Annotated in this window: 14 protein-coding genes; 9 read left to right on the forward strand and 5 right to left on the reverse strand. The window is 70.5% G+C overall.

Annotation, left to right across the window (positions count from 1 at the left end; all coding sequences use genetic code 11):
* Positions 1 to 328 precede the first annotated feature (328 nt).
* Together OG393_RS04450 and OG393_RS04455 are read right to left on the reverse strand one after the other, a co-directional pair.
* Entirely contained in the window at positions 329 to 2,413 is a 2,085-nt protein-coding gene (locus OG393_RS04450) for a phage holin family protein (RefSeq protein WP_442817259.1), read from the reverse strand.
* Between the two features lie 129 nt (positions 2,414 to 2,542).
* Positions 2,543 to 2,947, reverse strand: a complete 405-nt coding sequence (locus OG393_RS04455) for a hypothetical protein (RefSeq protein WP_327373248.1) — start codon at positions 2,945 to 2,947, stop codon at positions 2,543 to 2,545.
* Positions 2,948 to 3,235: 288 nt separating this feature from the next.
* Between OG393_RS04455 and OG393_RS04460 the strand changes: the two genes are divergently transcribed.
* Both OG393_RS04460 and OG393_RS04465 read left to right on the forward strand, forming a co-directional pair.
* A complete protein-coding gene (locus OG393_RS04460; protein ID WP_327373249.1) occupies positions 3,236 to 4,009 on the forward strand; it encodes an MBL fold metallo-hydrolase in 774 nt (257 codons plus the stop codon).
* Between the two features lie 11 nt (positions 4,010 to 4,020).
* Complete coding sequence (locus OG393_RS04465; RefSeq protein WP_327378307.1) at positions 4,021 to 4,665, forward strand: DedA family protein; 645 nt, start codon at positions 4,021 to 4,023, stop codon at positions 4,663 to 4,665.
* Here the strand turns inward: OG393_RS04465 and OG393_RS04470 are convergent.
* The 3 genes from OG393_RS04470 to OG393_RS04480 form a co-directional block, all read right to left on the reverse strand.
* Positions 4,645 to 5,673, reverse strand: a complete 1,029-nt coding sequence (locus OG393_RS04470; protein ID WP_327373250.1) for an MBL fold metallo-hydrolase — start codon at positions 5,671 to 5,673, stop codon at positions 4,645 to 4,647. The two genes, OG393_RS04465 and OG393_RS04470, sit on opposite strands and share 21 nt — an antisense overlap.
* Positions 5,674 to 5,716: 43 nt before the next feature.
* Positions 5,717 to 6,970: an aminotransferase class I/II-fold pyridoxal phosphate-dependent enzyme gene (locus OG393_RS04475; RefSeq protein ID WP_327373251.1), complete on the reverse strand. Its 1,254-nt coding sequence runs from the start codon at positions 6,968 to 6,970 to the stop codon at positions 5,717 to 5,719.
* 225 nt (positions 6,971 to 7,195) lie between these two features.
* A complete protein-coding gene (locus tag OG393_RS04480) occupies positions 7,196 to 10,369 on the reverse strand; it encodes an FG-GAP-like repeat-containing protein (protein WP_327373252.1) in 3,174 nt (1,057 codons plus the stop codon).
* Between the two features lie 570 nt (positions 10,370 to 10,939).
* On the opposite strand from OG393_RS04480, the gene OG393_RS04485 reads away from it, so the two are divergent.
* From OG393_RS04485 to OG393_RS04520, 7 genes are all read left to right on the forward strand, one after another.
* Positions 10,940 to 18,721, forward strand: a complete 7,782-nt coding sequence (locus OG393_RS04485; RefSeq protein ID WP_327378308.1) for a ricin-type beta-trefoil lectin domain protein — start codon at positions 10,940 to 10,942, stop codon at positions 18,719 to 18,721.
* Between the two features lie 4 nt (positions 18,722 to 18,725).
* On the forward strand, positions 18,726 to 19,439 hold the full coding sequence (locus OG393_RS04490; protein WP_327373254.1) for a DUF6193 family natural product biosynthesis protein: 714 nt from the start codon (positions 18,726 to 18,728) through the stop codon (positions 19,437 to 19,439).
* A 557-nt stretch (positions 19,440 to 19,996) separates the two neighbouring features.
* On the forward strand, positions 19,997 to 20,827 hold the full coding sequence (locus OG393_RS04500; RefSeq protein WP_327373255.1) for an IS630 family transposase: 831 nt from the start codon (positions 19,997 to 19,999) through the stop codon (positions 20,825 to 20,827).
* Complete coding sequence (locus OG393_RS04505; protein WP_327373256.1) at positions 20,788 to 21,024, forward strand: transposase; 237 nt, start codon at positions 20,788 to 20,790, stop codon at positions 21,022 to 21,024. The genes OG393_RS04500 and OG393_RS04505 overlap by 40 nt, the downstream gene beginning before the upstream one ends.
* A gap of 556 nt (positions 21,025 to 21,580) precedes the next feature.
* Positions 21,581 to 22,117, forward strand: coding sequence for a GNAT family N-acetyltransferase (locus OG393_RS04510; protein WP_327373258.1), 537 nt, complete (start codon positions 21,581 to 21,583; stop codon positions 22,115 to 22,117).
* Positions 22,118 to 22,342: 225 nt separating this feature from the next.
* A complete protein-coding gene (locus OG393_RS04515; protein ID WP_327373260.1) occupies positions 22,343 to 23,179 on the forward strand; it encodes a methyltransferase domain-containing protein in 837 nt (278 codons plus the stop codon).
* A 27-nt stretch (positions 23,180 to 23,206) separates the two neighbouring features.
* Complete coding sequence (locus tag OG393_RS04520; RefSeq protein ID WP_327373261.1) at positions 23,207 to 23,554, forward strand: VOC family protein; 348 nt, start codon at positions 23,207 to 23,209, stop codon at positions 23,552 to 23,554.
* Positions 23,555 to 23,599 lie beyond the last annotated feature (45 nt).

Raw genomic sequence — 23,599 nt, forward strand, 5'->3', positions numbered from 1 at the left:
CCTGCCCCCGCGCGGCCCCGACGTGCCGGGCGGTCCGCCGGATCCCCCCGGCCGGCCTACGCCGACGCCGCCGAATTCACCGCCCTGGCCGCCCCGTCACCGGTCCCCCGTGTGGTCTCACCGACCGGACCGGCGGCCCTTCGGGCGCCACTCCGGGACCTGCGCGGCCCCGGGACCCGCGCCGCCGTCCGGGCGCCGCACTCCCCCGGGCGCGCGGCCCCGTAATCCGCGACCGCGCGCCCGGAGCCGTACTCCGCGACCGTGACGGGCCCTCCACGCCCCGGCACGGCGCCTCACACCGGACACCGGACACCGCGCCGATCCCCGGTCAGTCGCGGGCCTCGCGGACGACCCGGCCGTCCGCCGGGAAGCCCTCCCGGACCGCGCCCGGCGGCGGCGCGATCTTCAGCGGGACCTGCGGACCGGCGCACTCCCGCAGCCAGCCGCGCAGCACCCGGTGCACCCGCTCCGCTCCCACCAGGTCCTCGGGCGGCGCCGAGAGGTCCGTCGGCGACATCAGGAAGGGGTGCCCCTGTTCGCCGCCGAGCCCGCCGTGCGAGCCGATCTGCTCCTCGAAAGCGTGGACGGTGCCCGTCGCCGGGTCGTACATCGAGTTGACCATGATGTCGGCGACGTGCGGGAAACGGTCCGTGCGCCGGACCGCCTCCGCCGCCCCCGGGCCGAACACCGCGAGCGGTCCGTCGTCGCCGAGTTCGGCGACCGGCACCTCCGCGCCGTCCGGGCCCAGGACGACCGAGCCGTGTTCCTCGCTCGCGACGAGCAGGAAGCCGACGCCCGGATGGCCGGCGAGCGTGCGCAGCAGCGCGGGGTGGACGCGGTCGATCTCCTCGCGGGTCATCCGGTGCGGCACCCCCGGGAAGGAGACGAGGCCCAGGTTGCCGGAGGCGAGCACGACCGGCTCGGACGGCCGTCGGGTGTCGACCTCGGCGGCCTCTCCCGCGTCGTCCTCGAGCGGCCGGTGCAGAGCGCTGCGCAGCGCGTCGCGGGCCGCGTCTCGTGCCTCCGAGCCGCTGCGGGTCCGTCGTACCCGGCGGGACACGGGCAGCCCGCACCCGGCCCGCACGAGATCCTTGAGCGTCAGCCCGTACACGGATGCGAAGGTCGGGCCGGGGCTCTGGCCGTGGTCGGAGAGCAGTACGACGCGGTACGGGCGCGGCGCGTGCGTGGCGACCTCGGCGATGAGCGCGATCGAGCGGTCGAGCCGCGCCAGCACGCGGTCGGTGTCGTGACCGTGCGGCCCGGAATGGTGGGCGACCTCGTCATAGGCGACGAGGTCGGCGTAGACGGCGGTGCGGCCCGCCAGCATGTCGCCCATGACCGCGGCCACGACCACGTCCCGTTCCACGACCGTGGCGAAGGCCCGGATGAAGGGATACGCACCGCCCCGGGAGACACGGGGTTGCTGTCCTCGCACCCGGGCCCGGGTCGACTGGGCCATCTCGCGGACGGCCTCGGCGACGAAGGAACCGGCCGTGCGGACCGCGTTTGCGGGGTCCGCGAAGTAGGCGAAGTACCCGGAGCGCGAGCGGTTGCGCCGGCCGCGGCGGGCGGCCACCGACAGGACCAGGGCGAGCTGGTCGGCACCGCCGCTGAAGAGGTTTCCGCGGGAGGCGCCGTCCGCGGTGAGCAGTCCGCCGTCCCGGGTTCGGGCGACGGCACGCCGCTGCAGCTCAGCGGCGGCGGCGGGCCGGTTGCTGACCATCAGCCGGCCGGTGTCCTTCTCGTACCAGCGGAAGGCGGGCACGTCCTCGTTGGTGCCGTGCAGGATGCCGAGTTGGCTGGCACCGGTCTGGCTGGACCAGTCGGTGCGCCAGGGGGTGAGCCGGTGGGTGGTGTCGAGCCACTGGGCCACGGTCGGCATGAGGCCACCGACGACCGCCTCGCGGAGCACCCGGTGGCCGACGCCGTCGAGTTGCAGGAAGACGGTGCCGTGGGCGGGCCCGGGAGCTCCTTCGGCTGTGCGGCCCCGGGGGCGGGTGCGGGAGGCGAGCCGGTACAGCCGGCGACGGTAGGCGTCGTCGTCGCGTACCGCGAGGGCGGTGGCAGTGGCGGACGCGACGGCGGACATCACCGCGGCGACGGCGACCGCGGTCTCCGGTTCGGCGGCGGCCCCGCTCTCGGGAACCAGCCAGAGCGCGATGAGCAGCAGCGAGCCGTTGAGGAAGAACACCAACAGGCCCAGCACGAGGGCGGGCACGAGCAGCAGGGCCCGTACGATCACCGGCCACACCAGGGCACCCAGCAGGCCGAAAGCGCCGGCTCCGAGGGCGGCGGTGACGGCGGTGCGGGTGAGGCTCTCGCCGTCGGCCGACTGGAGCTGGAAGTCGGGCAGCAGCCCGGCCAGGACGAGCAGGGTCAGGGTCGACACCCCCCAGACCACGATCACGCGCAACAGGGCGCTCCCCGCGGTCCGCCAGCGTCCGGCGGTTCGCCCTCGCCCGTCACCCACGCCCGGTTCACCTTTCACCCGTTTCCCGTCTCAAGCGTGGCACATCGCCCGCCGGGAGGGGCGTGGGAGCGGTCAGCAGCCGTTGTATCCGGCGGTGGGCATCGACAGACGGCGATGCACGCCGGCCTTGCCGGCCGCGTCGTACACGGGCTCGTCCAGGCCCACGGTCTCCAGCCGGACACCGCGCCGCTCGCACTCCGCGAAGAAGCCGGAGACGTCGGTCAACGCCCGGTTCAGGACGCGTTCGTTCGGGGCGACGAAGAGGTCCACCTCGCCCGCCTCGACATCGGCCCAGAGCGCGTCGTGGTCGGGGCGGATACCGTAGAAGAGCAGTTGCCGCGCCACCACGTAGCCCTTGTCGTGGACCCAGCGGGCACACATCGCGTGCTGGCTGCGGGTGTCGACCAGGAAGGGGTCGCTGTCGAGTTCCTCGAGCGGGGTGAGGCTGGCGATCGCCGCCACCCGAACATCGTCCATGGGACGACCCTACTCTCCGCGATCCGCGCGCAGGAGGGGGAACGGGGGGGCGCACGGCAGTGGTCCCGAGCGCCCCGGGCGCCGGAGGCGGGGTGGTCCCAGCACCTGCCGGGCCCGGGGCACGCCGCTCGCCCCCATGCGGCCCCGGGACCGCCCGCATCACCGGCCGGGGACCTCTACCCTCGTGGGAGGAGCCTCGCGAGGGGAGTCCCGTGGGCGAGCCCTCGTGAGGCCGGTCCTCGTGAGCGGAGTGCCGAAGGCGTCGACGGCGGGAAGGCGGGCGTACCGGTGGAGATCACCTGGTGGGGTCATGCCACGTGCACCATCGAGGACTCCGGGGTGCGTCTTCTCACCGATCCGCTGTTCGCTCGCCGGCTCGCGCATCTGCGCAGGCGGCGGGGTGCGCTGCCGCCGCCGGAGGCCGCGGTCGCCGAGGCGGTGCTCGTGTCCCACCTGCACGCCGACCATCTGCATCTGCCCTCGCTCGCGCGGCTCGCGCCGGGCACCCGGGTGTTCGTGCCGCGTGGCGCGCCACGCGCCGTGCCGGCGCTGCGGAGGCTCGACGGCCGGGGGCTGCGGCTCACCGAGATGGAGCCGGGCGACGAGGTGACGGTGGGCTCCGTGACGGTACGTGCGGTGCCGGCACTGCACGATGGGCGCCGGCTGCCGGTGGGGCCGCACCGCTCCCCCGCGCTCGGGTACGTCGTCCAGGGCGAGGCGCGGACGTACTTCGCCGGGGACACCGGCCTCTTCGACGCGATGGCGGACGCGGTCGGCCCGGTCGACGTGGCCCTGCTGCCGGTGGGCGGCTGGGGCCCCTACCTGGGGCACGGCCATCTCGACGCGGGACGGGCCGCACGGGCACTGGCGGAGCTGTCGCCCGCGGCGGCGGTGCCGGTGCACTACGGCACGTACTGGCCCATCGGTCTCGACGCGGTACGACCGCACGAGTTCCACGCGCCGGGCGACGACTTCGTCCGGCAGGCGGCGCGCCTCGCGCCGAAAGTCGCGGTACACCTGCTGGGTCACGGGGAACGGGTAAGGCCCGAGGTCGCCCGGTGATCGACGGAGTGATGCGGGTGGTGCGCGAGCTGCCGCCCGAGTCGACGCAGCAGGCGGTCGGCTATCCCTCGCTGTTCCTCCTGGTGGCGTTCGGCGCGCTGGTTCCGGTGGTCCCGACCGGCGCGATCGTCAGCTCGGCGGCCGTGGTCGCCTTCCACCACGGCACCCCGTACACGCTGTTCCTGGTCTTCGTGGTGTCGGCCTCCGCCGCGCTGCTGGGCGACGTGACGCTGTACTGGCTGGGGCAGCGCGGAGTCCGTTCGAGGAACGGCTCACGGTGGCTGGCGGCGCTGCGCGGACGGGCCGCCCCGGACCGGCTGGCCCAGGCACAGGCGCGGCTGGACACCCATCAGGTGTCGGTGCTGGTGCTCTCGCGGCTGCTTCCGGCCGGACGGATTCCGGTGATGCTGGCGTGTCTGCTGGCGCAGATGCCGCTGCGCCGATTCGTCCGGGGGGATCTTCCGGCCTGTCTGGCGTGGGCGGCGACGTACCAGCTGATCGGCATCCTGGGCGGCTCGCTGTTCCCCGAGGCGTGGCAGGGCGTGGTGGCGGCGGTGGGACTGACGGTGGTGATCAGCGGTGCTCCCGCACTGTGGCGGCGGCTCCGGGGGCCGCGCCCGGATCCGCCGGGGTCGTCACGGGGCGAGCACCCGTGAGCCGCCCACCGGCAGGTCCCACAGCTCCTCGCGGGGCAGCCCGGCCCGCTCCCAGGCGGCCCTGACCCTGGTCAGAGGTTCGAGGACCGGCTCGGAGGAGAGGACGAACGTCGCCCAGTGCATCGGCGCCATCCGGCGCGCTCCGAGGTCCTGGAAGGCACGGACGGCCTCTTCGGGGTCGGTGTGGACGTCGCTGAGCCACCAGCGCGGGTCGTAGGCACCGATGGGCAGGAGAGCGAGATCGATACCGGGGTGGCGGCGGCCGATCTCGGCGAAGCAGGGGCCGTAACCGGAGTCGCCGGCGAAGTACACCTGGCGTGCGGAGCGGTCGGTGAGCAGCCAGCCGCCCCACAGCGAGCGGCAGGTGTCGAGGAGGGTCCGCTTGGACCAGTGATGGGAAGGAACGAACTCGAAGCGGACACCGTCGAGTTCGGCGGCCTCCCACCAGTCGAGTTCGGTGACCCGGGTGTAGCGGCGGCGGGTGAACCAGCGGCCGAGTCCGGCGGGGACGAACAGGGGCGTGTCCCTGGGAAGGCGCCGGAGGGTGGGGGCGTCCAGGTGGTCGAAGTGGTTGTGGCTGATGACGACGGCGTCGACGGGCGGCAGGTCCTCCCAGCGGACACCGACCGGGGTGATCCGGGCGGGGGTGCCCAGGATGCGCCGGGACCAGACGGGGTCGGTGAGGACGGTGAGGCCGCCGGCGCGCAGGATCCAGCTGGCGTGGCCCGCCCAGGTGACGGCGAGGGTGTCGGGCCCGGCGGCGGGCAGCGGCCCGGGTTCGAAGGGCAGCAGCGGGATGTCGCGCAGCCCGTCGGGGCGGGGGCGGACGGCGCCCTCGCGGGCGAGGCGGGCGAGGGCCCGGACGCCGGGGAGGGGTGCGGTGAGCCGGTCGGCGAAGTCGCGGGGCCAGTCGTACCGGATCCGGCCGAGGGGCTGGAGCACGGGGGCGGTGTGACCGTGGCGGACCGTCCGCGGGGGCCGGCCGGGCCGGGCTGTCTTCTCCGTCATCTCCCGGGCTCCGTTCTCCGTGTCCGGCCGGATCGTCGAGGTGCTACGCAGGGGTGTGTGGTGCTGTCGCCAGCTCCTCCAGAGCGGCCCCGAAGGATCTCAACGCCGCTGCCACGTGCGGGAGTTCCACCGGATGGTCGGAGCCGAGGGATTCCCTCCGCTGCTCCTCGGTCGAGCCGAGGAGCGGTCCGGTGTCGAAGCGGACCCGCAGGGCGCCGAGTTCGTCCCCGAAGCGGTGTCCGCCGGGGACGGGGGTGCCGAGCCTCTCGGTGAGGTGGTTCTCCAGTTCCAGCGAGTCGGTGACACCGCGGGCGGCGAGGCCGGCCCGCAACGGGCCGAGGTCGGCGTAGAGATGACGGCCGGCCCGCGGGGGCCGGGCGAGAGCGCCGGCGCCGAGGACGACCCGGTGGGCGGCGGCGGCCACCCGCCCGTGGAGGGCGCCCGCGGCGGCGACGCGGACGGCGACGTCCTCGGGTTCGTCGAGCGCGTACGCGGCCGCGGGACCGAGGGGGCCGGCGACGACGGCGCCGAGGGCCGTGAGGGCGTCGAGGGTGCGGGCGCGGCGGTCGGTGTAGCGGTCGGCGCGGGACGGGTCGGTGGGCGGGAAGCGGGCCACGGCGCAGGGCCAGGCGGCGGGCGTGAGGGCGGCGCCGAGGTCGTACAGGACGGTGACGTCGTCGGGGCACATCTCGGCGGGGCTGAGGATGACGGTGTCCCGGGGCCGGTGGAGGGTGTCCCGCCAGGTCTCGTCACTGATGATGTGCAGGCCCTCGGCGACGGCCGCCTCGCACGCCTCGCGGACGAGTTCGGGCGGGGGGACGGTGGCGGTGGGGTCGTCGGCGACGGAGAGGAGCAGCAGCCGGGGCCGGCCGCCTTCGGCGCGGACCCGGCGGACGGTCTCCAGGAGGGCGTACGGGTCGGGCACGCCGCCGCACTCGGCGGGGGTCGGCACGTGGTAGGCGGGGCGGCCCAGGAGCCGTGCCTGCGGCGTCCACCAGGTCGGGCAGGGCCTCGGCAGCAGGATGTCGCCGCCGTGGGCCGCGATCAGGGCGAGGAGCAGCGGCTGGGCACCGGGGGACGCGGCGACGTCCTCGGCGTGGGTGCGCAGGCCGCGACGCCACCAGTATCCGGCGGCGGCCTCACGCAGGACGGGGCCGCCACCGGGAGGCTCGACGTGGGTGCGGTCGGCCGCCGCGGCGAGTACGGCGGCGAGTCCGGGGAGCACGGGCAGGTCGGGCTCGGGCGCCGGCGGTCCGAAGCGCACGGGCCCGCGGCCTTCCGGAGCGGTCTGCCGCATGTCCCGTACCTCCTGAAGCACCGGGCGGCGCCTCGTACGGCGCCCCAGTGCCTTTATACGAAGGTTCGGGGCGGTCCGCCCTTCAGGAGGGGTGTTCAGGGGACACGCGCGCGCGGCGGGGCGCGTGCGGACAGACCGGTGCCCCGGCCGTCAGGACCCACGGCGGGGTCCGTCCGGGCCGGGGCACCGGGCCGAGTTCCCGCTGGTCAGCGGGCCGTGCGCGCGTCAGCCGAAGGACCTGATGGTGTTCCAGTCGACGGAGAGGACCGTCTTGGCGGGTCCGTTCGTCTGCGTGGTGGAGGGGTAGTAGACGGTGATGTGGCCGTTGGAGGCGTTGCGGGCCCAGATGTCGGGGATCTGGTCTCCGTTGACGTCGGGGATGCCGATGGCCGCGGAGATGGTTCCCGCGTCCCAGCCGGTTCCGTAGGAGACGTCGCCGCCCAGTGAATTGGCGGCGAGCTTCAGGGAGTCCAGGTCGACGCTTCCGGCGCCCGCGCCGGGCTTGCCGTGACGGACCTTGATGCCGCCGCCGGTCAGGTCGCGCCACAGCAGGTCGGGGGTGCCGTCCTTGTTGATGTCGCCGACGTTGACGATGTCCCGCCCGGCCCAGGCTCCACCGTTCATGAGGGTGGCCTGCTGGAACGTGGCTCCCGTGTAGCCGGTGAGAACCCAGAACGCGGTGCCCGCCCGCAGGAACAGGTCGGGCAGCTTGTCACCGGTGACGTCGCCGACGGCCTTGATCTGGGTCCAGGTCGACGGGTCGGGCGTGCCGGCGGGCAGTTCGATGTCGAGGCGCTGGTTGACGTTGAAGCTGCCGTAGCCGTCGCCGGGGTAGAGGTAGAAGCCGCCGTCGGGGGTGACGGCGAAGAGGTCGGTGGAGCCGTCGCCGGGGTAGACGTCCTGGAAGTGGGAGATCAGGGCCGCCTTGCCGGTCGCGGGGTCGTACCAGTGCCCTGCGGGGTCGAGTTGCTTGTCCTTGGTGTAGGAGCCGGGCATGCCGGCGTACAGCTCGCCCCCGGCGCTGCCGGACATGCTCTGCAGTTTCCCGTCCGCGGTGATGACGAGGAGGTCGACGATGCCGTCTCCGCCGAGGTCACCGGGGCTGTCGGCCGCGTCGCGGGGCGGCACGTAGAAGGTGTAGTAGGTGCCCGTGCTCTGGTTGCCGGAGGCATCGAGGGCGAACGCCTGCAGTCCGTTCGGACCGGCGTGCGGAGGCTTGACGCCCGGCACCGTGGCGGTGCCGTTCGAGGCGGCCACCTCGGTGAAGCCGAGTCCCTCGAAGCCGTACTTGAACTTCGTGGCTCCGGCGGAGGTGAGGGTGAGGGAACCCGTTCCGCCGAACTTCACGGTCGCCCAGGTGGCACCGTCGGCTGTGGCCGCGGGGAAGTCGGTACTGGTCACCGTCGGCGGTGCCGGGGCCGAGGCGTCGACGGTCATCCGGCAGGGCTCGGCACCCGGCGGGAGGAACGTGGAGACGGCGCCGGCGGTGTCCTCGGAGCGCACGTCCCAGGAGTAGGTCGTCTGGTCTTCCAGCGGAAGGGTGCTGGGGATGACCAGACTGGCCCAGCCGTTCGAGTTCGGCGTCACGAGGGTGCCGGCAGGCACGGTCCCTCCCGTCTTCCAGAAGCGGAAGCGAAGGCCCTTGAGATTGCCGTCGGCGTCGCTGGCGTTGGCCGTCAGGGTGATGTTCGTCTTGCCGACCGTCACTCCGGCGCCGGGGCCGGGAACACAGGGGCCACCGGGTGACGAGGTGCCACTGGTCGGTTCCTTGGGGGCCCGGTTGTAGTCGACTTCCAGGACCGCTGACGTGGCACGGAACTTGCGCCAGGTCTGTGTGTCGCCCTCGCTGGAGGCCCGCATTCCGAAGGTGAGGCTCGACCAGCCGCTGTCCGCGCCTCTCTGTGCCGCCGCCTTGACGTCGAACGCCTCGTAGGAGTCGGGGCAGGACGAGGACGACCAGCCGTGTGCGAAGGACTTCTTCTGCAGCAGCGTGGACCAGCTGGGCTGGGCGTTCCAGGTGGTGCCGGACGAGATCGCCCCGGTCAGGTAGAACTGGAACTCCCGTGCCGAACACGACCAGGAATGGTTGTTGAGGACCTTGAAGGTGGCGCGGCTCACCGTCGCGCCCTTGATGCTGCTGGAGTAGCCCATGCGCCAGAAGGAGCGGGCGGTTCCTCCGGTGTCGGACTCGTGACCCACCCGGGCGTCGGACGTGCCGGAGGAGAAGTTGGTGCCGTTGTAGAAGCTGCTGTTCGGGTAGGGCTTGTACGCCGTCGTCCAGGCCTGCCAGCCGCTGTTGAGTGTGGGGTCGACGAAGACGGGGAACTTCACGGTCGTGTCGGTCAGGAGCCTGGTCGCGGCCACGTCGAGGTGCAGGCGGGCCACTCCGGCGGCGTCGCTGTCGAAGCGCAGCGGCATCGGAGCCTGACGGGCGCCGGGTTCCATCCCGCTCAGTCCGGGCAGGCGCAGGACGTCGTCCGGAGTCCGGACGGAAGCGGGCGTCTCCTCCCCGGGACCTTCCGGGTCCCGGCCGCTCGAGTCCCAGGCGAAGGGCGTCGGAATCGAGCCGATCTCCACTCCGTTCGCGTCCTCGACCAGCACACGGCTCGTGCCCGCTTCGTGGCGGAAGCGGGCCGTCGCCGAGCGAAGCCCGTACGACACCGTCGCCAGCGCCTTGTTCCGGGCGGCCTCGGGCGTCTTGACGATGAGGAGCTGCGCGAATCCGCCTTCCTCCCGGGCGACGACCAGGAGGTCGACACCGGGAAGGACGTCGGGGTAGAGAGCGCGGGGACCGGAGAGCACGGGCTCGGGGAGCGGGCCGGGCCAGGTGTACGAGACGGCGTTGCCGTGGATCACGACCTCGGCCAGGACGCTCTCGCCGGCGGGAACGTCCTCGGTCCGCGGCGACAGCGGCGCGCGGCGATAGGAGCGATCGCCGCGCGAGGCCGAGGGACCACCGCTGGAGAAGCGCACCGGAGCCACCGCGTTGACCGGCACGACGCCGAGTCCGTCGGGGGCCCCGTTCACGCGCTTGAGCGTGTTGTCGACGGGCGCCCATGCGCCTTCGGCGTTCTTCGCCCGCTGGGGAAGCGCGTGCGTCTGCGTGCGCAGCTGCCCGCCGGGAAGCGCCCACGTCAACGATGTCGACGTGGTGGCCGTGTCCACCAGGACCTTCTTGCCGCTGCGCGCCGCCTCGGCGACGGCCGCGGATTCGTCCCGAGGCCCGGTCGAGGCCCGTTTCGCCTCGGTCGCCTGACGGGTCTCGCGTGCCGATGTGTCGTCAGGCTGCCACCACCACGGCACGAGAACGACTGCCAGAGCGGCCAGGACGAGGCCGATGGTCACGGACAGTCTGGCGCGCGTGCGCACGAAAGGACTGAGAAGGCGAGGAGCGGTCACGGCGGTCTACTCCCGTGTGGACCAGGCGGATGTGGGAACGCGCGGCCCCGAACGGCAGACCGCGGGGCGGAGGCGCCCACACCGTCACACGTCTCACACAGTCCGTCCACAGAACCAGAGGTTGCGAATTCGTGACCTATGGCGTGGAACCATCCACACGGGCAAGGGATTTCAGGTGATTCACACCTTCCAGCCCCTGCTTTCGCGCTGAATGCAGCGCCCTTTCCGATCTTCACGAAAGATCATCCATCGGGCCACTTCGCCCCGATTCGACCGGTGACGAGCCTCACTCGGTCACTCCTGTCCGCCTTTGCGTGATCTTGTGAAGGCCACAGACATCACTCAGGATTCGCACACACGCCCGCTCGATGGGCGTGTGCTTCGTGGTGCCGTCGCACCGCTCTCGATCATTTCTGGGTTCGTACGTCTTCGGGGTGGGAGTCAACGCGTATGCGTGCTTCAGGTTCGCTGTCATGGATGGGGCGGGGACGCCTGGCCATGACGGTTTCGCGTCGTCGTCAGCGGCGGCGAAGCCGCACGGCGACGGTTCTGCTGCTGTCCTCGACGCTGATGGTGACGAGCCTGAGCGCACAGGCGTGGGCCATTCCGGGGCCCGGCATGAACCGCGCGGAGGAGACGGGACAGGTCGACCTTCCTCCCTTGCCCGAGGGCACGACGCTTCCTCTCGACGAGTCCGCCGAGAAGGACCTCACCACCTCGCCGGAGAAGCCCGTGGAGGTGTACGAGCCGACGGCCGTGACGCCTTGGCAGGAGAGCTCCGGAACCGCCACGCTCACGGCCGAGACCGAAGACGGCACCAGCGTCCCGGTCACGAACGATCTGCCGATCGCCGTCGGCGTACCCCTCGAAGCCGATGCGACGGCCCTCGCCGGAGACTGGACGGTCGACCTCACCGCCCCGGAGACCTCCCAGGAAGTGGGGGTCTCCGGCCTGATCATGAAGGTCACCCCGCCGCCCTCGGTCGACCCCGAAGCCGAGGTGACGCTCACCGTCGACACCACCGCTTTCGCCGATCTCTACGGACCGCAGGCCGCGAGTCGCTTCGGCCTGGTCCTGCTGCCCGACTGCGTAGTCGACTCTCCGGACACAGGCGACTGTGCCACCGACGACGGCACGACCACGATGGCCGGACAGAGCGACCCGGAGTCCTTCGAGCGCCTCAGCAGCTCGGTGACCGTGGTACCGGCGAAGGACGCGCCGACGAGAAGCAGGGTGGCGAAGAACCCCCCGACCCGCGACGTCCTCACCGGAACGGTTCCCGTCGCCAAGCTGCTGGGCGGCAGCGCCGAATCCGCGGTGACCGGAGCGTCGACGCGGACCGCCGCCGTCCAGGCGGCGAGCGCGACCGGCCGGCGGGTCGTCGGGGCGCTCGACACCGGTTCGTCGGTGCAGGGTGACTTCACCGCTTCGCCGCTGTTGTCGGCGGGTTCCTGGTCGGCCGGCGCGTCCTCGGGCGCGTTCACGTACGGCTACCAGGTGCAGACCCCGGAGACCGCCGGCGGTCTGATGCCGAAGGTCGCGCTGTCCTACTCCTCGCAGTCGGTGGACGGCCGTACCTCGTCGACGAACAACCAGGCATCCTGGATCGGTGACGGCTGGGACTACAACGCGGGCTCCATCACCCGTACGTACGTCAACTGCCGTCAGGACTCCAAGAAGTCCGGCTCGAACAACGCCACGCACAAGACCGCGGACCTGTGCTACGGCTCGGAGAACGCCACGCTGTCGCTGGGCGGGATGACGACCGAGCTGGTCTGGGACGAGTCGAAGAACAAGTGGTTCACCGCCAACGGTGACGGTTCGAAGATCGAGCGGATCAAGGACACGTCGACCGACCCGCGCTCGGGGATGAAGGACGCGGACGGCGAGTACTGGGTCGTCACCACCAAGGACGGCACGCGCTACCACTTCGGCCTGAACAAGCTGCCGGGCTGGTCGGACAACGGCAGTGCCGCCGACGACCCGTACACGGACTCGGTCCTCGCGGTGCCGGTCTACGGCAACCACCCGGGCGAGCCCTGCTACAAGGCCGGTGACTGGGCCCACTCCTACTGCAACCAGGCATGGCGCTGGAACCTCGACTACGTCGAGGACATCCACGGCAACGCCATGTCGCTGTGGTGGAAGCGCGACACGAACCACTACGCGCGCAACTTCAACTTCAAGGCCCCGGTCGAGTACCACCGCGACGGCTACCTCGCCCACATCGACTACGGCCAGCGCAAGGACAGCATCTTCTCCGCGGCGGCCCAGGCCCGGGTCACCTTCGACGTCGCCGAACGCTGCTACACCGTCGGTTCCGTCACCTGCACGGAGGCCAACTTCACCTCCAAGGACCCGGGCAAGTACCGCGTCTGGTTCGACACCCCGGCCGACCTGCGCTGTGAGGCCGGCAAGAAGTGCTGGAACGCCGGTCCGACGTTCTGGACCCGCAAGCGCCTGGACAAGATCACCACGTCGGCCCAGCGCCTGCCCGGCACCACCGCCCGCCAGGCCGTCGACCAGTACCAGCTCGCCCAGAGCTTCGCCGAGCTGAAGACCGGACCGAACACGGCCCTGTGGCTGGAGTCGATCCAGCGCACCGGCTACGGCCGCAACGGCCTGACGGACGATCCCGTCACTCTCAATCCGGTCCGGTTCGAGCACAACACCGATGACATGCCCAACCGTGTCACGGCGGTGCACCCGGAGCGTCCGGGCTTCTCCCGGCTGCGGATCGGCCGTGTGATCAACGAGTACGGCGGCGAGACCTTCGTCACCTACCGGCCCATCACCGGTAAGTGCGCATCCGGTGTCGGCCTGCCGTCCAAGACGGACACGGCGGGGCTCAAGGCGAACACGGAGCTCTGCTACCCGTCGTTCTGGAACCCGGACCCCGAGGTCGAGGACATCGACTGGTTCCACAAGTACGTGGTCTCCAGCATCGAGGAACTCCCGAACATCGACGACGCGTACCCGACGACGACGACATACGGGTACAAGAACGCCGGCTGGAAGCTCGCCCAGGGCGAGTTCTCCAAGAAGTCGACCCGCACGTACTCGCAGTTCGCGGGCTTCGAGCAGACCACGGTCATCACGGGTTCGGAGAACGCGGCCACCGGCAGCAAGCCGACGAAGGCCGTCACCCGCTACTTCCGCGGCCTGGGCGACACCGTCCCGGTCAACGACATCACCGGCACCGAGATCGCCAAGGACGAAGAGCCCTTCGCCGGCCGGGTCGCCGAGCAACTCACCTACACCGAGGCGACCGACGCCGACACCGACTGGCTGACACGCAGCGTCACGACTCCCGAGGCGACCGAGCTGGCCCGTCGGGACCGCGGTGACGGCCTGCCCCCGCTGCGGGCCTGGCGCGTGACCGAGCCGCGGACGGTGTCCTCCACGAAGTCCTCGGGCACGAACGCCGACGACCCGCGCACCCTGCGCCAGATCCGGACGACGACCACCTTCGAGCCGACGTACGGTCTGCCGACCCTGGTGGAGTCCGAGGGTGACACCGGCAAGACCGGTGACGAGTCCTGCGTCAAGTCCGAGTACCTGCACCGGACCGACCGGAACATCATCGGTCTCACGAAGCAGGTCCTCGTCTCGCCCACGCTGTGCGCGAACGCGAACTGGAGCGACCTCACCACCCTGAGCGGCGCCACCCGCACCGCCTACGACGGCGCCGCCTACGGCACCGCGCCCGCCGCCTCGACCCGTGGCCTGGCCACCGAGTCCTGGTCGCTCAAGGGTGACGGCAGCGGTTTCCAGTCCGCGGGCACCACCGGCTTCGACGCCATCGGCCGGGTCACCCGCGCCACCGATCCGGACGGCGAGTCCTCCACGATCACCTACGACCCGCCCACCGGGCAGGTCTTCAAGGTCACCCAGGCGAACGCCCTCGGGCACACCCAGGTCCAGGAGCTGGAGCCGGGCCGGGCGGTCACACTGAAGACGACCGACGCCAACGGACACACCAGCGAGGCCACATACGACTCCCTGGGCCGTCTCGCGGAGGCGTGGGCGCCGGGCCGTGCTCCCTCGCCCGGATCGGTGCCGGACTTCCGGGCCGTCTACACCATTCCCCCGATCAAGCCGGCCGACCCGGACGACCCGGGCAAGACCACCCGCACTCCCCCTTACGTCAGCACGTTCACGCGCGGTCACAAGGACCGCGTGGAGCAGTCCGTCACCATCTACGACGGCCTCGGCCGTGAGCGGCAGACGCAGGAGGAAGCCACCGGCGACGGCTGGCTGATCACGGACACCCACTACAACCAGTCCGGTGAGATCTGGGAGACGTACAACGCCTACCACACCGACGAGGTCAGGCCCGGGGAGCTGTTCAAGCCCGAGTCCGACACCGTGGTACCCAACATCACCCGATACGCCTACGACGGTCTCGGCCGCGTGGTGTCGGAGACACCCTGGCTGAACACCGTGGCCGACGGGGGTACGGAGACCGTCTCCCAGGAGTTCGCCGAGCGGGCCACCCGGTACGAGTACGGCACCGACTGGTCCAAGGTGATCAACCCGCAGGGAACTTCGTCGTACCGCATCTACACCGACGCGCTCGGCCGCACCTCGCGCGTGGACACGTTCAACCCCGCGGCTCCCGGCGGCATCACCTCGACGCGCTACCAGTTCGACGCGCGCGGGCAGCTGGTGAAGGCCACCCCCTCCGCCGATCCCACGCACTCATGGTCCTGGACCTATGACCATCGCGGTCGTATGGAGACGGCCACGGACCCCGATTCGGGCACCACACGGACGACGTACGACCACCGCGGTCGTCCGCTCACCACGACCAACGCCCGTGGCGTCACGGTCTGGAACGGCTACGACAAGCTGTCGCGGCCGACGCAGCAGCGCCTGAACGACGCCGACGGTGACGTCCTCTCCGACCTCACCTACGACACCGTCGCCGGCGGCAAGGGCATGCCCGCCTCCGCCACCCGCTACACCGACGGCCAGGCATACACCCAGAAGGTCAACGGCTACACGACCGACTACCAGCCGACCTCGACCACTCTCAGCCTGCCGCACTCCCTCGCCGATACCTGGGGCCTCGCCAGGGAGTACACGTACGAGAGCACGTATTCGGACACCGGGCAGCTGAAGGGGACGAACCTTCCCGCGGTCGGCGCTCTGCCCGCCGAGAAGATCGTCGTCCGCTACGACGAAGAGGGCATGCCGCTCTCGGTCTCGGGCAAGGACTGGTACGGCGCCGAGACCGTCTACTCCCCCTACGGCCAGGTCATGCGCTCCACGCTCGGCGCGCAGCCCTATCGCGTATGGACCCAGAACACCTATGAGGAGGGCAGCGGAGAGCTCAGGGACCAGCAGGTGTACCGGGAGCAGACCGGCGACAAGAGCCTGGTCGGTGGCAACCTGGTCTCCCACCGGGCCTACACCTACGACCCGGCCGGCAACGTCACCTCGGTCCAGGAGAAGTCCGTCGGGATCGAGGAGCGTCAGTGCTTCGCCTACGACCCGCTCGGCCAGCTGAAGACGGCCTGGACCTCCAAGGACCAGACGGCCTGTGGCACGGCACCGTCCGCCGCCACCGTGGCGGCCGGCGGCGACAGCTCCGGCTACTGGCAGGAGTACGAGTACGACCTGCTCGGCAACCGCACCAAGCTGACCGAGAAGGATCTCACCGGCGCCACCGCCAAGGACGCCACCACCACCTACCAGTACGGTGTCGGTGCGGCGAAGAGCCAGCCGCACACCCTGACCAAGGTCACCAAGAGCTACACCACCCCCGCGGGCGCGCAGGTCACGTCCGAAGCAGAGCGTCTGTACGAGCTGACGGGTGAGACCAAGTCCGTCACCTCGCTCCAGAACGGCGACAAGCAGGAACTGACCTGGACCTACGACGGCCAGGTCGACCGGATCACCGGCCAGGGCACGGGCGGCAAGACCCCGTACGTGGGCCTGGCCGACAAGTGCCTCGACGTCAAGTCGAGTCTCGCGGTGGCCGGTCAGCCGGTCCAGCTCTACGCCTGCAACTCCTCGCTGGCGCAGAAGTTCGCCTTCACTCCCTCTCCGGGCGCGACGCAGGCCGACCCCGACCGGGGCACCCTGTCGGCCTTCGACACCTGGTGTCTGCAGCCCGCCGCACACACGGCCGGGTCCGCGCTGCGGATCCAGAAGTGCGACGGCTCGGCCGGACAGGAACTCAAGCGCAACACCGGCGGTCAGCTCACGCACCTCGCCTCCGGACTGTGCCTCGCGGTACAGGGCGGTGTGGACACGAGCGGAACGCCGGTCGTGCTCACCGCGTGTGACGGCGACTCCGCCGCGCAATCGTGGGCGCCGCAGAACGACACCCGTCACATCTACGGCCCCGACGGCAGCCATCTGCTGACCATCAAGGGCAAGCAGGCCACGCTGCACCTGGGCGAGGCCGAGGTCACCGTCCAACAGGGCGGCGTCCTCGTCAGCACCCAGCGCACCTACTCCGCCCCCGGTGGAGCGGTCATGCGCTACGCCGAGGGCACCGGCTCCCAGCGGCTGGTCGCGCTCACGACCGACCACCAGGGCAGCCCGTACGCGGAGGTCTTCCTCGGCAGTGGCATGGCCGTGCAGATCCGCAAGCAGGACGCCTTCGGCAACCAGCGGGGAACCGCGGCCACGGCGGGCGCCCTCAAGAGCCACGCCGGATTCCTCGGCGGCACACGCGACGACGCCTCCGGCTACCAGCCGTTGGGCGCCCGGCTGTACGACCCGGTCGTGGGGCGCTTCCTGTCCGCCGACCCGATGCTCGACCTGAACGACCCGCTGCAGTCCAACGGCTACACCTACGCCCACAACAACCCCGTCACCCACTCCGACCCGACCGGCCTGGCGATCAGCCTGACCGCGTCGGAGCGGGCCGCCGCCCTCGCGGGCGCGGGCCTGTCGGCGGCGGAGGTCGCCCAGGCACAGGCGATGCAGGGCAAGTCCCTCAGCTCGGTGATCCTCTCGATCGCCTGGGCGACACTGAAGGACTTCATCGGCATCAACGACGCCATGGCCTGCTTCGGTGGCGACATGTGGTCCTGCGGCAGCCTGATCATCGGCGCCATCCCGTGGACCAGGCTCGGCAAGATCCCCTCGGTACTGCGGGCCATCGACCGCACCATCAGCGCCATCAAGGCGTTCCGCGCGGCGAAGAAGGCCGCCGAAATAGTCCTCAAGGTCGCCAAGGCAGCGGAGGAAACAGCCCTCGCAGCCAAGAAGGCGGCCATCGAGAAGGCCAAGAAGGCGGCCCAGGCGGCCAAGAAGAAGGCCGCCGACAAGGCCAAGACCACCAGCAGCAAGGCGGCCAACTCAACCAAGAAGACCGGAAACCCGGTCCAGAAGCAGGCCCAGGCCAAGGCCGCGCCCAAGGCGTCATCCCAGGCCGGCTCGGGCAAGGGGGGCGGCGGCAGCAAGGACGGCGACAGCAAGCCCGGCGGCAGCTCCGGCGGCTCCTCCCGCGGTGAGGGTGGATCGAGCGGCGGCGGTAACTCCGGCAAGGCCGACGGCGCTGGCTCCTGCCCCGACAACAGCTTCGTGCCGGGCACGAAGGTCCTGATGGCCGACGGCACCACCAAGCCGATCGACAAGGTCAAGACCGGCGACAAGGTCGTCGCGACCGACGAGAAGACCGGGGAGACCCGGATCGAGACCGTCACCGCCGAGATCAAGGGCGAGGGCCTCAAGCACCTCGTCAAGATCACCATCGACACCGACGGCAACAAGGGCACGAAGACCGCTCAGGTCACCGCGACCGACGGCCACCCCTTCTGGGTTCCGGAAATCGGCAAGTGGATCGACGCCACCGACCTGAAGTCGGGCCAGTGGCTCCAGACCAGCGCCGGCACCTACGTCCAGGTCTCCTCGGTCCAGCGCTGGACCAGCCAGGGCGCCACCGTCCACAACCTCACCGTCTCCGACCTCCACACGTACTATGTGGTGGCGGGGGCTACTCCAGTCCTGGTTCACAACTGCAATGTGGCGCTTGGGCAGAAGGCCGAGGGGACCTATGAGTGGGCCGAAAAGATGGACTATAAGCACTTTGGCGGGGTCGAGGATTGGCAAGGGCCGGTAGAGGCCGCTATCAGGGATACCGGTAATATCCTTCATGTGAATATGAAGGGGGTTGGATCTTTCGCTGATGCCGCAAGGGACGGGCTCAAGCCGGGCCACCCCTATGCCACCGATATCGAGATGGGAATGATCGCAAGATCGGTCGTTCACGGTGGGCGTTCATGGGATACTGTGAAATTCTACCGACCAGGCAAAAACGGATCCCTCGTTGAATTCTCGGTACCCGAGCCTGATTGGGGATCATTCGGCAGAATCCGACCCTTCATAGATTGAACATGTGGACGGCGTGATAGTAATGGGCGAGATCAACCCTAGTCTCTATCCGGAGATTCAAGAGTTTGGCTCACTCTCGTCGGCCGTGGCCTACGAGGCGAACAGTAGGGGCCTTGACCTGGGAAGAATTTGCAGCCAAGCCGAGGCTGGTGCGGGGTTGATCTACACCGCGCAGATGGAGTCGAGTCGTGGCAAGATCCAGGTTTGGCTCGCCGAATCCGACAGGGCCTTCTTTGTTGGAATCCAGGAGGGTCGGTTCGTCTGGGCGGAAGGCGCGACCAGCGATCTCGCCACCCTGGTTGCTGCGTCTGCAGCGTGGCGCGATGGTATGCCGGTAGTAGAATTCGCAGAGAACTTTTCGTTCATGGCGCTGACTCGACTTGCCGCGGCGCGAGAGGCGGGTGACCCGATCCCGACTCAGTGGGACTGGCTGCTTAATTCGGATATCTTCGAAGAAGAGCGCCCTCTCGTGGCGGCGGTGCATGCCGATGGTCGCTTCCGGCGCCTCTTTCCGAATCTTAGTCATGGGGTATTGAGGCTTAGCGTGAATCTCGGTATGCAAGGATCTCGTGAGATTCACATTATCCCCCTAGGCGGCGGACTTTACCGAGTAGAAGACACCGCACTCCCAGGTTCGCAGGCCACCGTAGGCGGCTTGAACGAGGCGGTCGAGGCTGCCGGTGAATTGCTTGACCGTGGCCAGGGTTTCGAGGGCTGAAGCGCACAGCTTGGCCGGGTCGGCGGCGTGCCCCTTTGCGAGACCAACCTACCCATTCGCGCTAGCGAATGGGTAGGTTGGTCTCGTGGTTGATATCTGCAGTTATGTACCCCCCTGACGGCAGTAGCTGACGGCAACGGCGGCGGACACCAGGGGCGGTCGAGAGTCGCGCTGAGGGTGTCGAGGGCCTGCCTCTGGAGGCGTACGTGGGCGTAGGCTGTGGCGGTGGCGCCGATGCGGGCGTGGCCCAACAGCTCTTTGATGGTGCCGAGTTCGAGGCATCCTTCACTGTGGGGAGGCGTCAAGGCGCCCGCGCCCTCACTCCAGGATCACCGGCCCGCGTGCGGCCCTCGGAGCCGATCCGGTGCCTTGTCCGGTGCCTGCGATGCTCAGAGTTTCTTTACTGGGTGTCAAGGCGGCCCGCTGTCGCGGGCCGCGCGCGCCCGCCGACACAGCGAACCACTTCGTAGGGTCGGACCGAGGCGCGGTACTGGTGTTATTGAGCCGAAACTCATCGGTTGCCTGGTCGTTGATCGGGTGTGATCGAGGGTGGGGATATGCGTCGGCTGTCGCCGGATGCGCAGGAGGATCTTCGGCTGCGGGTGGTTGCGGCGCTGGAGTCGGGGCGGGTGGCGACGTATGGCCGGGCCGCGGTGATGTTCGGGGTGTCCGAGCGGTCGGTGGGCACCTGGTGGCGGGCCTTCAAGGCTGGTGGGAGGCCGGCGCTGCTGGCGGCGGAGCGTGAATCGCGGGCGGGGAAAGGCGAGTTGCTCGATAGCTCCGCACGCGGTGCGGTGTTGCGGGCGATGCGGGACTACACCCCGGCCGACCTGGGGCAGAGCGGGGTGATGTGGACCCGTGCCTCGACGAGAGCCTTGATCCGGCTGGTGTGTGGGGTGTCGATGACGGAACAGGGGGTGGGCAAATGGCTGCGTCGGCATGGCTTCACGCCGCAGCGTCCCGCCCGCCGCTCCTACCGGCAGCAGGACGCACAGGTGCGGGCCTGGCTGGAGGAGGAGTACCCGGCGATCGCCGCGCGGGCCCGACGGGAGAAGGCCGAGCTGGTCTGGGCCGACCAGTGCGGCCTGCGGTCCGACAGCGCTCCGCCCGGACGCTCCTGGGCCCCCGCCGGGCACACCCCGATCGTGCGGGTCAACGGCCGCCGCTTCAGGGTCAACATCATGTCCGCGGTCGCTTCGCGGGGCGCGCTGTGGTTCACCGTCTTCCCCGGGAAGTTCACCGCGAAGGTGTTCTGCGCGTTCCTGGACCGCCTCGCCGCGCAGGCCCGCCGGAAGGTTCATGTCATCGTCGACCGGCACCCGGTCCATCGCAGCAAGGCCGTCAAGGAGTGGCCGTCGAGAACGCCGAGCGGATCGAGCTGCACCTGATGCCCGGCTACAGCCCTGAACTCAACCCCGACGCGCTGCTGAACGCCGACCTCAAACACCACATCCACGCGGCCCGCGCCACCTCGACCGACGACCTCGCCCGCGAAACCCGCCGCTTCCTACACCGCCGACAGCGCCAACCCCACATCGTGTCCGGCTACTTCCACGGCCGCCACGTCCGCTACACGATCCAGTAGGAAACCCATCAGTTTCGGCTCAATAGCTTCGCGAAGATATACAGAAGCCCCGTCGGATCAACCTCCGGCGGGGCTTCTGGGCGTCATGACGGCAGTAGTTGACGGCAACGTCAGCGGACGAGGGCGGCGGTTCATCGCCGTCGGAGCGTGCCGTCTCGGTGGTCTCCGGGCTGCCGAGCGCGGTGCTGAGGGTGTCGATGGCTTGGCGTTGGAGGCGGAGTCGGACGTGGGCGTGTCCCAACAGCTCCTTGATCACGATGAGGTCAACGCCTTGTTCCCGGTGAGCTGTTCAGAGTTTCTTTACTTGATCAAGGCGGCCCGCTGACGCGGCCCGCGCGCGCTCCGGCCCTGCGGGGCCGCCGCCCGCCCCTGGCGGACCTGGCGCCAGACGTGACCCGCCTCGCTCGCCCCGGTGCCGCACCGCGCTGACCCACCCGACTCCCGTCCCTGCCGGGCGCAGCCGATCGAGGCTCCTTGACGCTGAGGATGAAAGAGTGGGGCCGACGTTGACCAGTCCGCCCGGTTTCTGCTCGGATGAGCGCATGGGCAGGAACGCATGAGCGACCACGTCACCGTCCCTCTCCGGAGCGAGCGCCTCGATCTGGAGCCGCTGCGGATCGAGCATGCCGCCGAGATGGCCGTGGTGCTCGGAGATCCGTCGCTCCACACCTTCATCGGCGACGCTCCCGCGAGTGAGGACGCGCTGCGGGCGCGGTACGCGCGGATGCTCGCCGGTTCACCCGATCCTGAGGTGTCCTGGTGCAACTGGGTGCTGCGGTCGCACGCGGAGAGCGTGCTCACGGGAACCGTCCAGGCGACGCTGTTTCCGGCCGCGCCCACGTCGCCTTCGGGCGGTCGCTCGGCCGAGGTCGCCTGGGTGGTGGGTACCGACTGGCAGGGCAGGGGGTTCGCCTCCGAAGCCGCGCGGACGCTGGTCGCCTGGCTGCGTACGAGGGACGTGACCCTGGTCGTCGCCCACGTGCACCCCGCCCACCGCGCCTCGGCGGCCGTCGCCGCCGCGGCCGGGCTCTCCCCCACGGACGTCCGGCAGGACGGCGAGGTTCGCTGGGAACTGTGCCTGCCTCGCGGCTGACATCCCGGTCGGCGGCACGCCTTCGCGTACCGCTGCGCACTGTTTCCGCGTCGCCTCCGTGCTGGGCTTCCTGTCCGGGCTTGCAGGCCGGTCTCGTGAGATCCCCTCTCCCGAAGCCCTGTCGCTGTTCACGCCGCATCCCGTGCCCGCATCCTGAGATGGAGGTCTCACTATGCGGCGCGCGGGCGTACCGTGGCCTACCCACCCATACGAGGGAGTCCGGTCATGACGCATGCCTCGGAACAGTCCACCCCCGGTGAGACGGCCGTCTACACGCACGGTCACCACGAGTCGGTACTGCGGTCGCACACGTGGCGCACCGCGGCGAACTCGGCCGCGTATCTGATTCCGGAACTGCGACCGGGGCTGGACGTCCTGGACGTCGGCTGCGGGCCGGGCACCATCACGGCCGATCTCGCCGCACTGGTCGCGCCCGGCCGGGTGACCGGGGTGGACGCGGCGGAGGGCATACTGCGGCAGGCACGCGCCGCCGCCGCCGAACGGGGCCTGGGAAACGTGGAGTTCACGGTGGCGGACGTCCATGCCCTGGACTTTCCCGACGACTCCTTCGACGTCGTCCACGCCCACCAGGTCCTGCAGCACGTCGGGGACCCGGTCCGGGCCCTACGCGAGATGCGACGGGTGTGCCGCCCCGGCGGAGTGGTCGCCGCGCGGGACAGCGACTACGGGGGCTTCGTCTGGTACCCCGCGACCCCGGCGCTGGACGCGTGGCAGGACCTGTACCGGCGGGTGGCGCGGGCCAACGGCGGCGAACCGGACGCGGGCCGGCGCCTGTTCTCCTGGGCGCGCGAGGCCGGCTTCACGGAGATCGTGACTACGGCCGCCACCTGGTGCTTCGCCCGACCGGAGGAGCGGGCCTGGTGGAGCGGTCTCTGGGCGGAGCGGACGACCGAGTCCGTGTACGCACGCCTCGCGGTGGACGGCGGCCACGCCACCTCCGGGCAGCTGGCGGAGATCGCCGAGGCATGGCGGGAGTGGAACCGGTGCGAGGACGGCTGGTTCCTGGTGCCGCACGGCGAGATCCTGTGCCGGGTGTCCTGACCGAGCTCTTCAACTAGGCTGTTTCGTATGGAGATTCTTGGCACCACGCTGCGTATCTGCGTCGATGATCTCGATACGTCCGTGGCCTTCTACGAACGGCTCACCGGCGGCACGGCCCAGCGTTTCGAGCGCGGTGGCGTGTCGGTCGCGGCGGTCGGCTGCTTCCTCCTGATGAGCGGCCCGGAGGCGGAGCTGGAGATCCTGCGCAAGGTGGCGGCGACCATCTCCGTCGAGGACGTGGACGCCGCGTTCACCTCACTGACCGGGGCGGGGGCCAAGGTCGTCGCCGGGCCGGTGCCGACCCCGGTGGGCCGCAACCTGATCGCGATCCACCCGGACGGCACGGTCTTCGAGTACGTCGACCGCCGCTCCTGACCCGCCGCAGCTCCCCCACCGCTCCCGGCCCTCGCCGGGGCCGGC

Source organism: Streptomyces sp. NBC_01216 (assembly GCF_035994945.1).
Lineage (GTDB): Bacteria > Actinomycetota > Actinomycetes > Streptomycetales > Streptomycetaceae > Streptomyces.

What these genes read in the sequence shown, in the direction of transcription:
- OG393_RS04470 (WP_327373250.1), bottom strand. Translation starts at nt 5,673, where the DNA reads ATGACGGAGAAGACAGCCCGGCCCGGCCGGCCCCCGCGGACGGTCCGC.
- OG393_RS04510 (WP_327373258.1), top strand. Translation starts at nt 21,581, where the DNA reads ATGAGCGACCACGTCACCGTCCCTCTCCGGAGCGAGCGCCTCGATCTG.
- OG393_RS04455 (WP_327373248.1), bottom strand. Translation starts at nt 2,947, where the DNA reads ATGGACGATGTTCGGGTGGCGGCGATCGCCAGCCTCACCCCGCTCGAG.
- OG393_RS04465 (WP_327378307.1), top strand. Translation starts at nt 4,021, where the DNA reads ATGCGGGTGGTGCGCGAGCTGCCGCCCGAGTCGACGCAGCAGGCGGTC.
- OG393_RS04500 (WP_327373255.1), top strand. Translation starts at nt 19,997, where the DNA reads ATGCGTCGGCTGTCGCCGGATGCGCAGGAGGATCTTCGGCTGCGGGTG.
- OG393_RS04520 (WP_327373261.1), top strand. Translation starts at nt 23,207, where the DNA reads ATGGAGATTCTTGGCACCACGCTGCGTATCTGCGTCGATGATCTCGAT.
- OG393_RS04485 (WP_327378308.1), top strand. Translation starts at nt 10,940, where the DNA reads ATGGTGACGAGCCTGAGCGCACAGGCGTGGGCCATTCCGGGGCCCGGC.
- OG393_RS04515 (WP_327373260.1), top strand. Translation starts at nt 22,343, where the DNA reads ATGACGCATGCCTCGGAACAGTCCACCCCCGGTGAGACGGCCGTCTAC.
- OG393_RS04475 (WP_327373251.1), bottom strand. Translation starts at nt 6,970, where the DNA reads ATGCGGCAGACCGCTCCGGAAGGCCGCGGGCCCGTGCGCTTCGGACCG.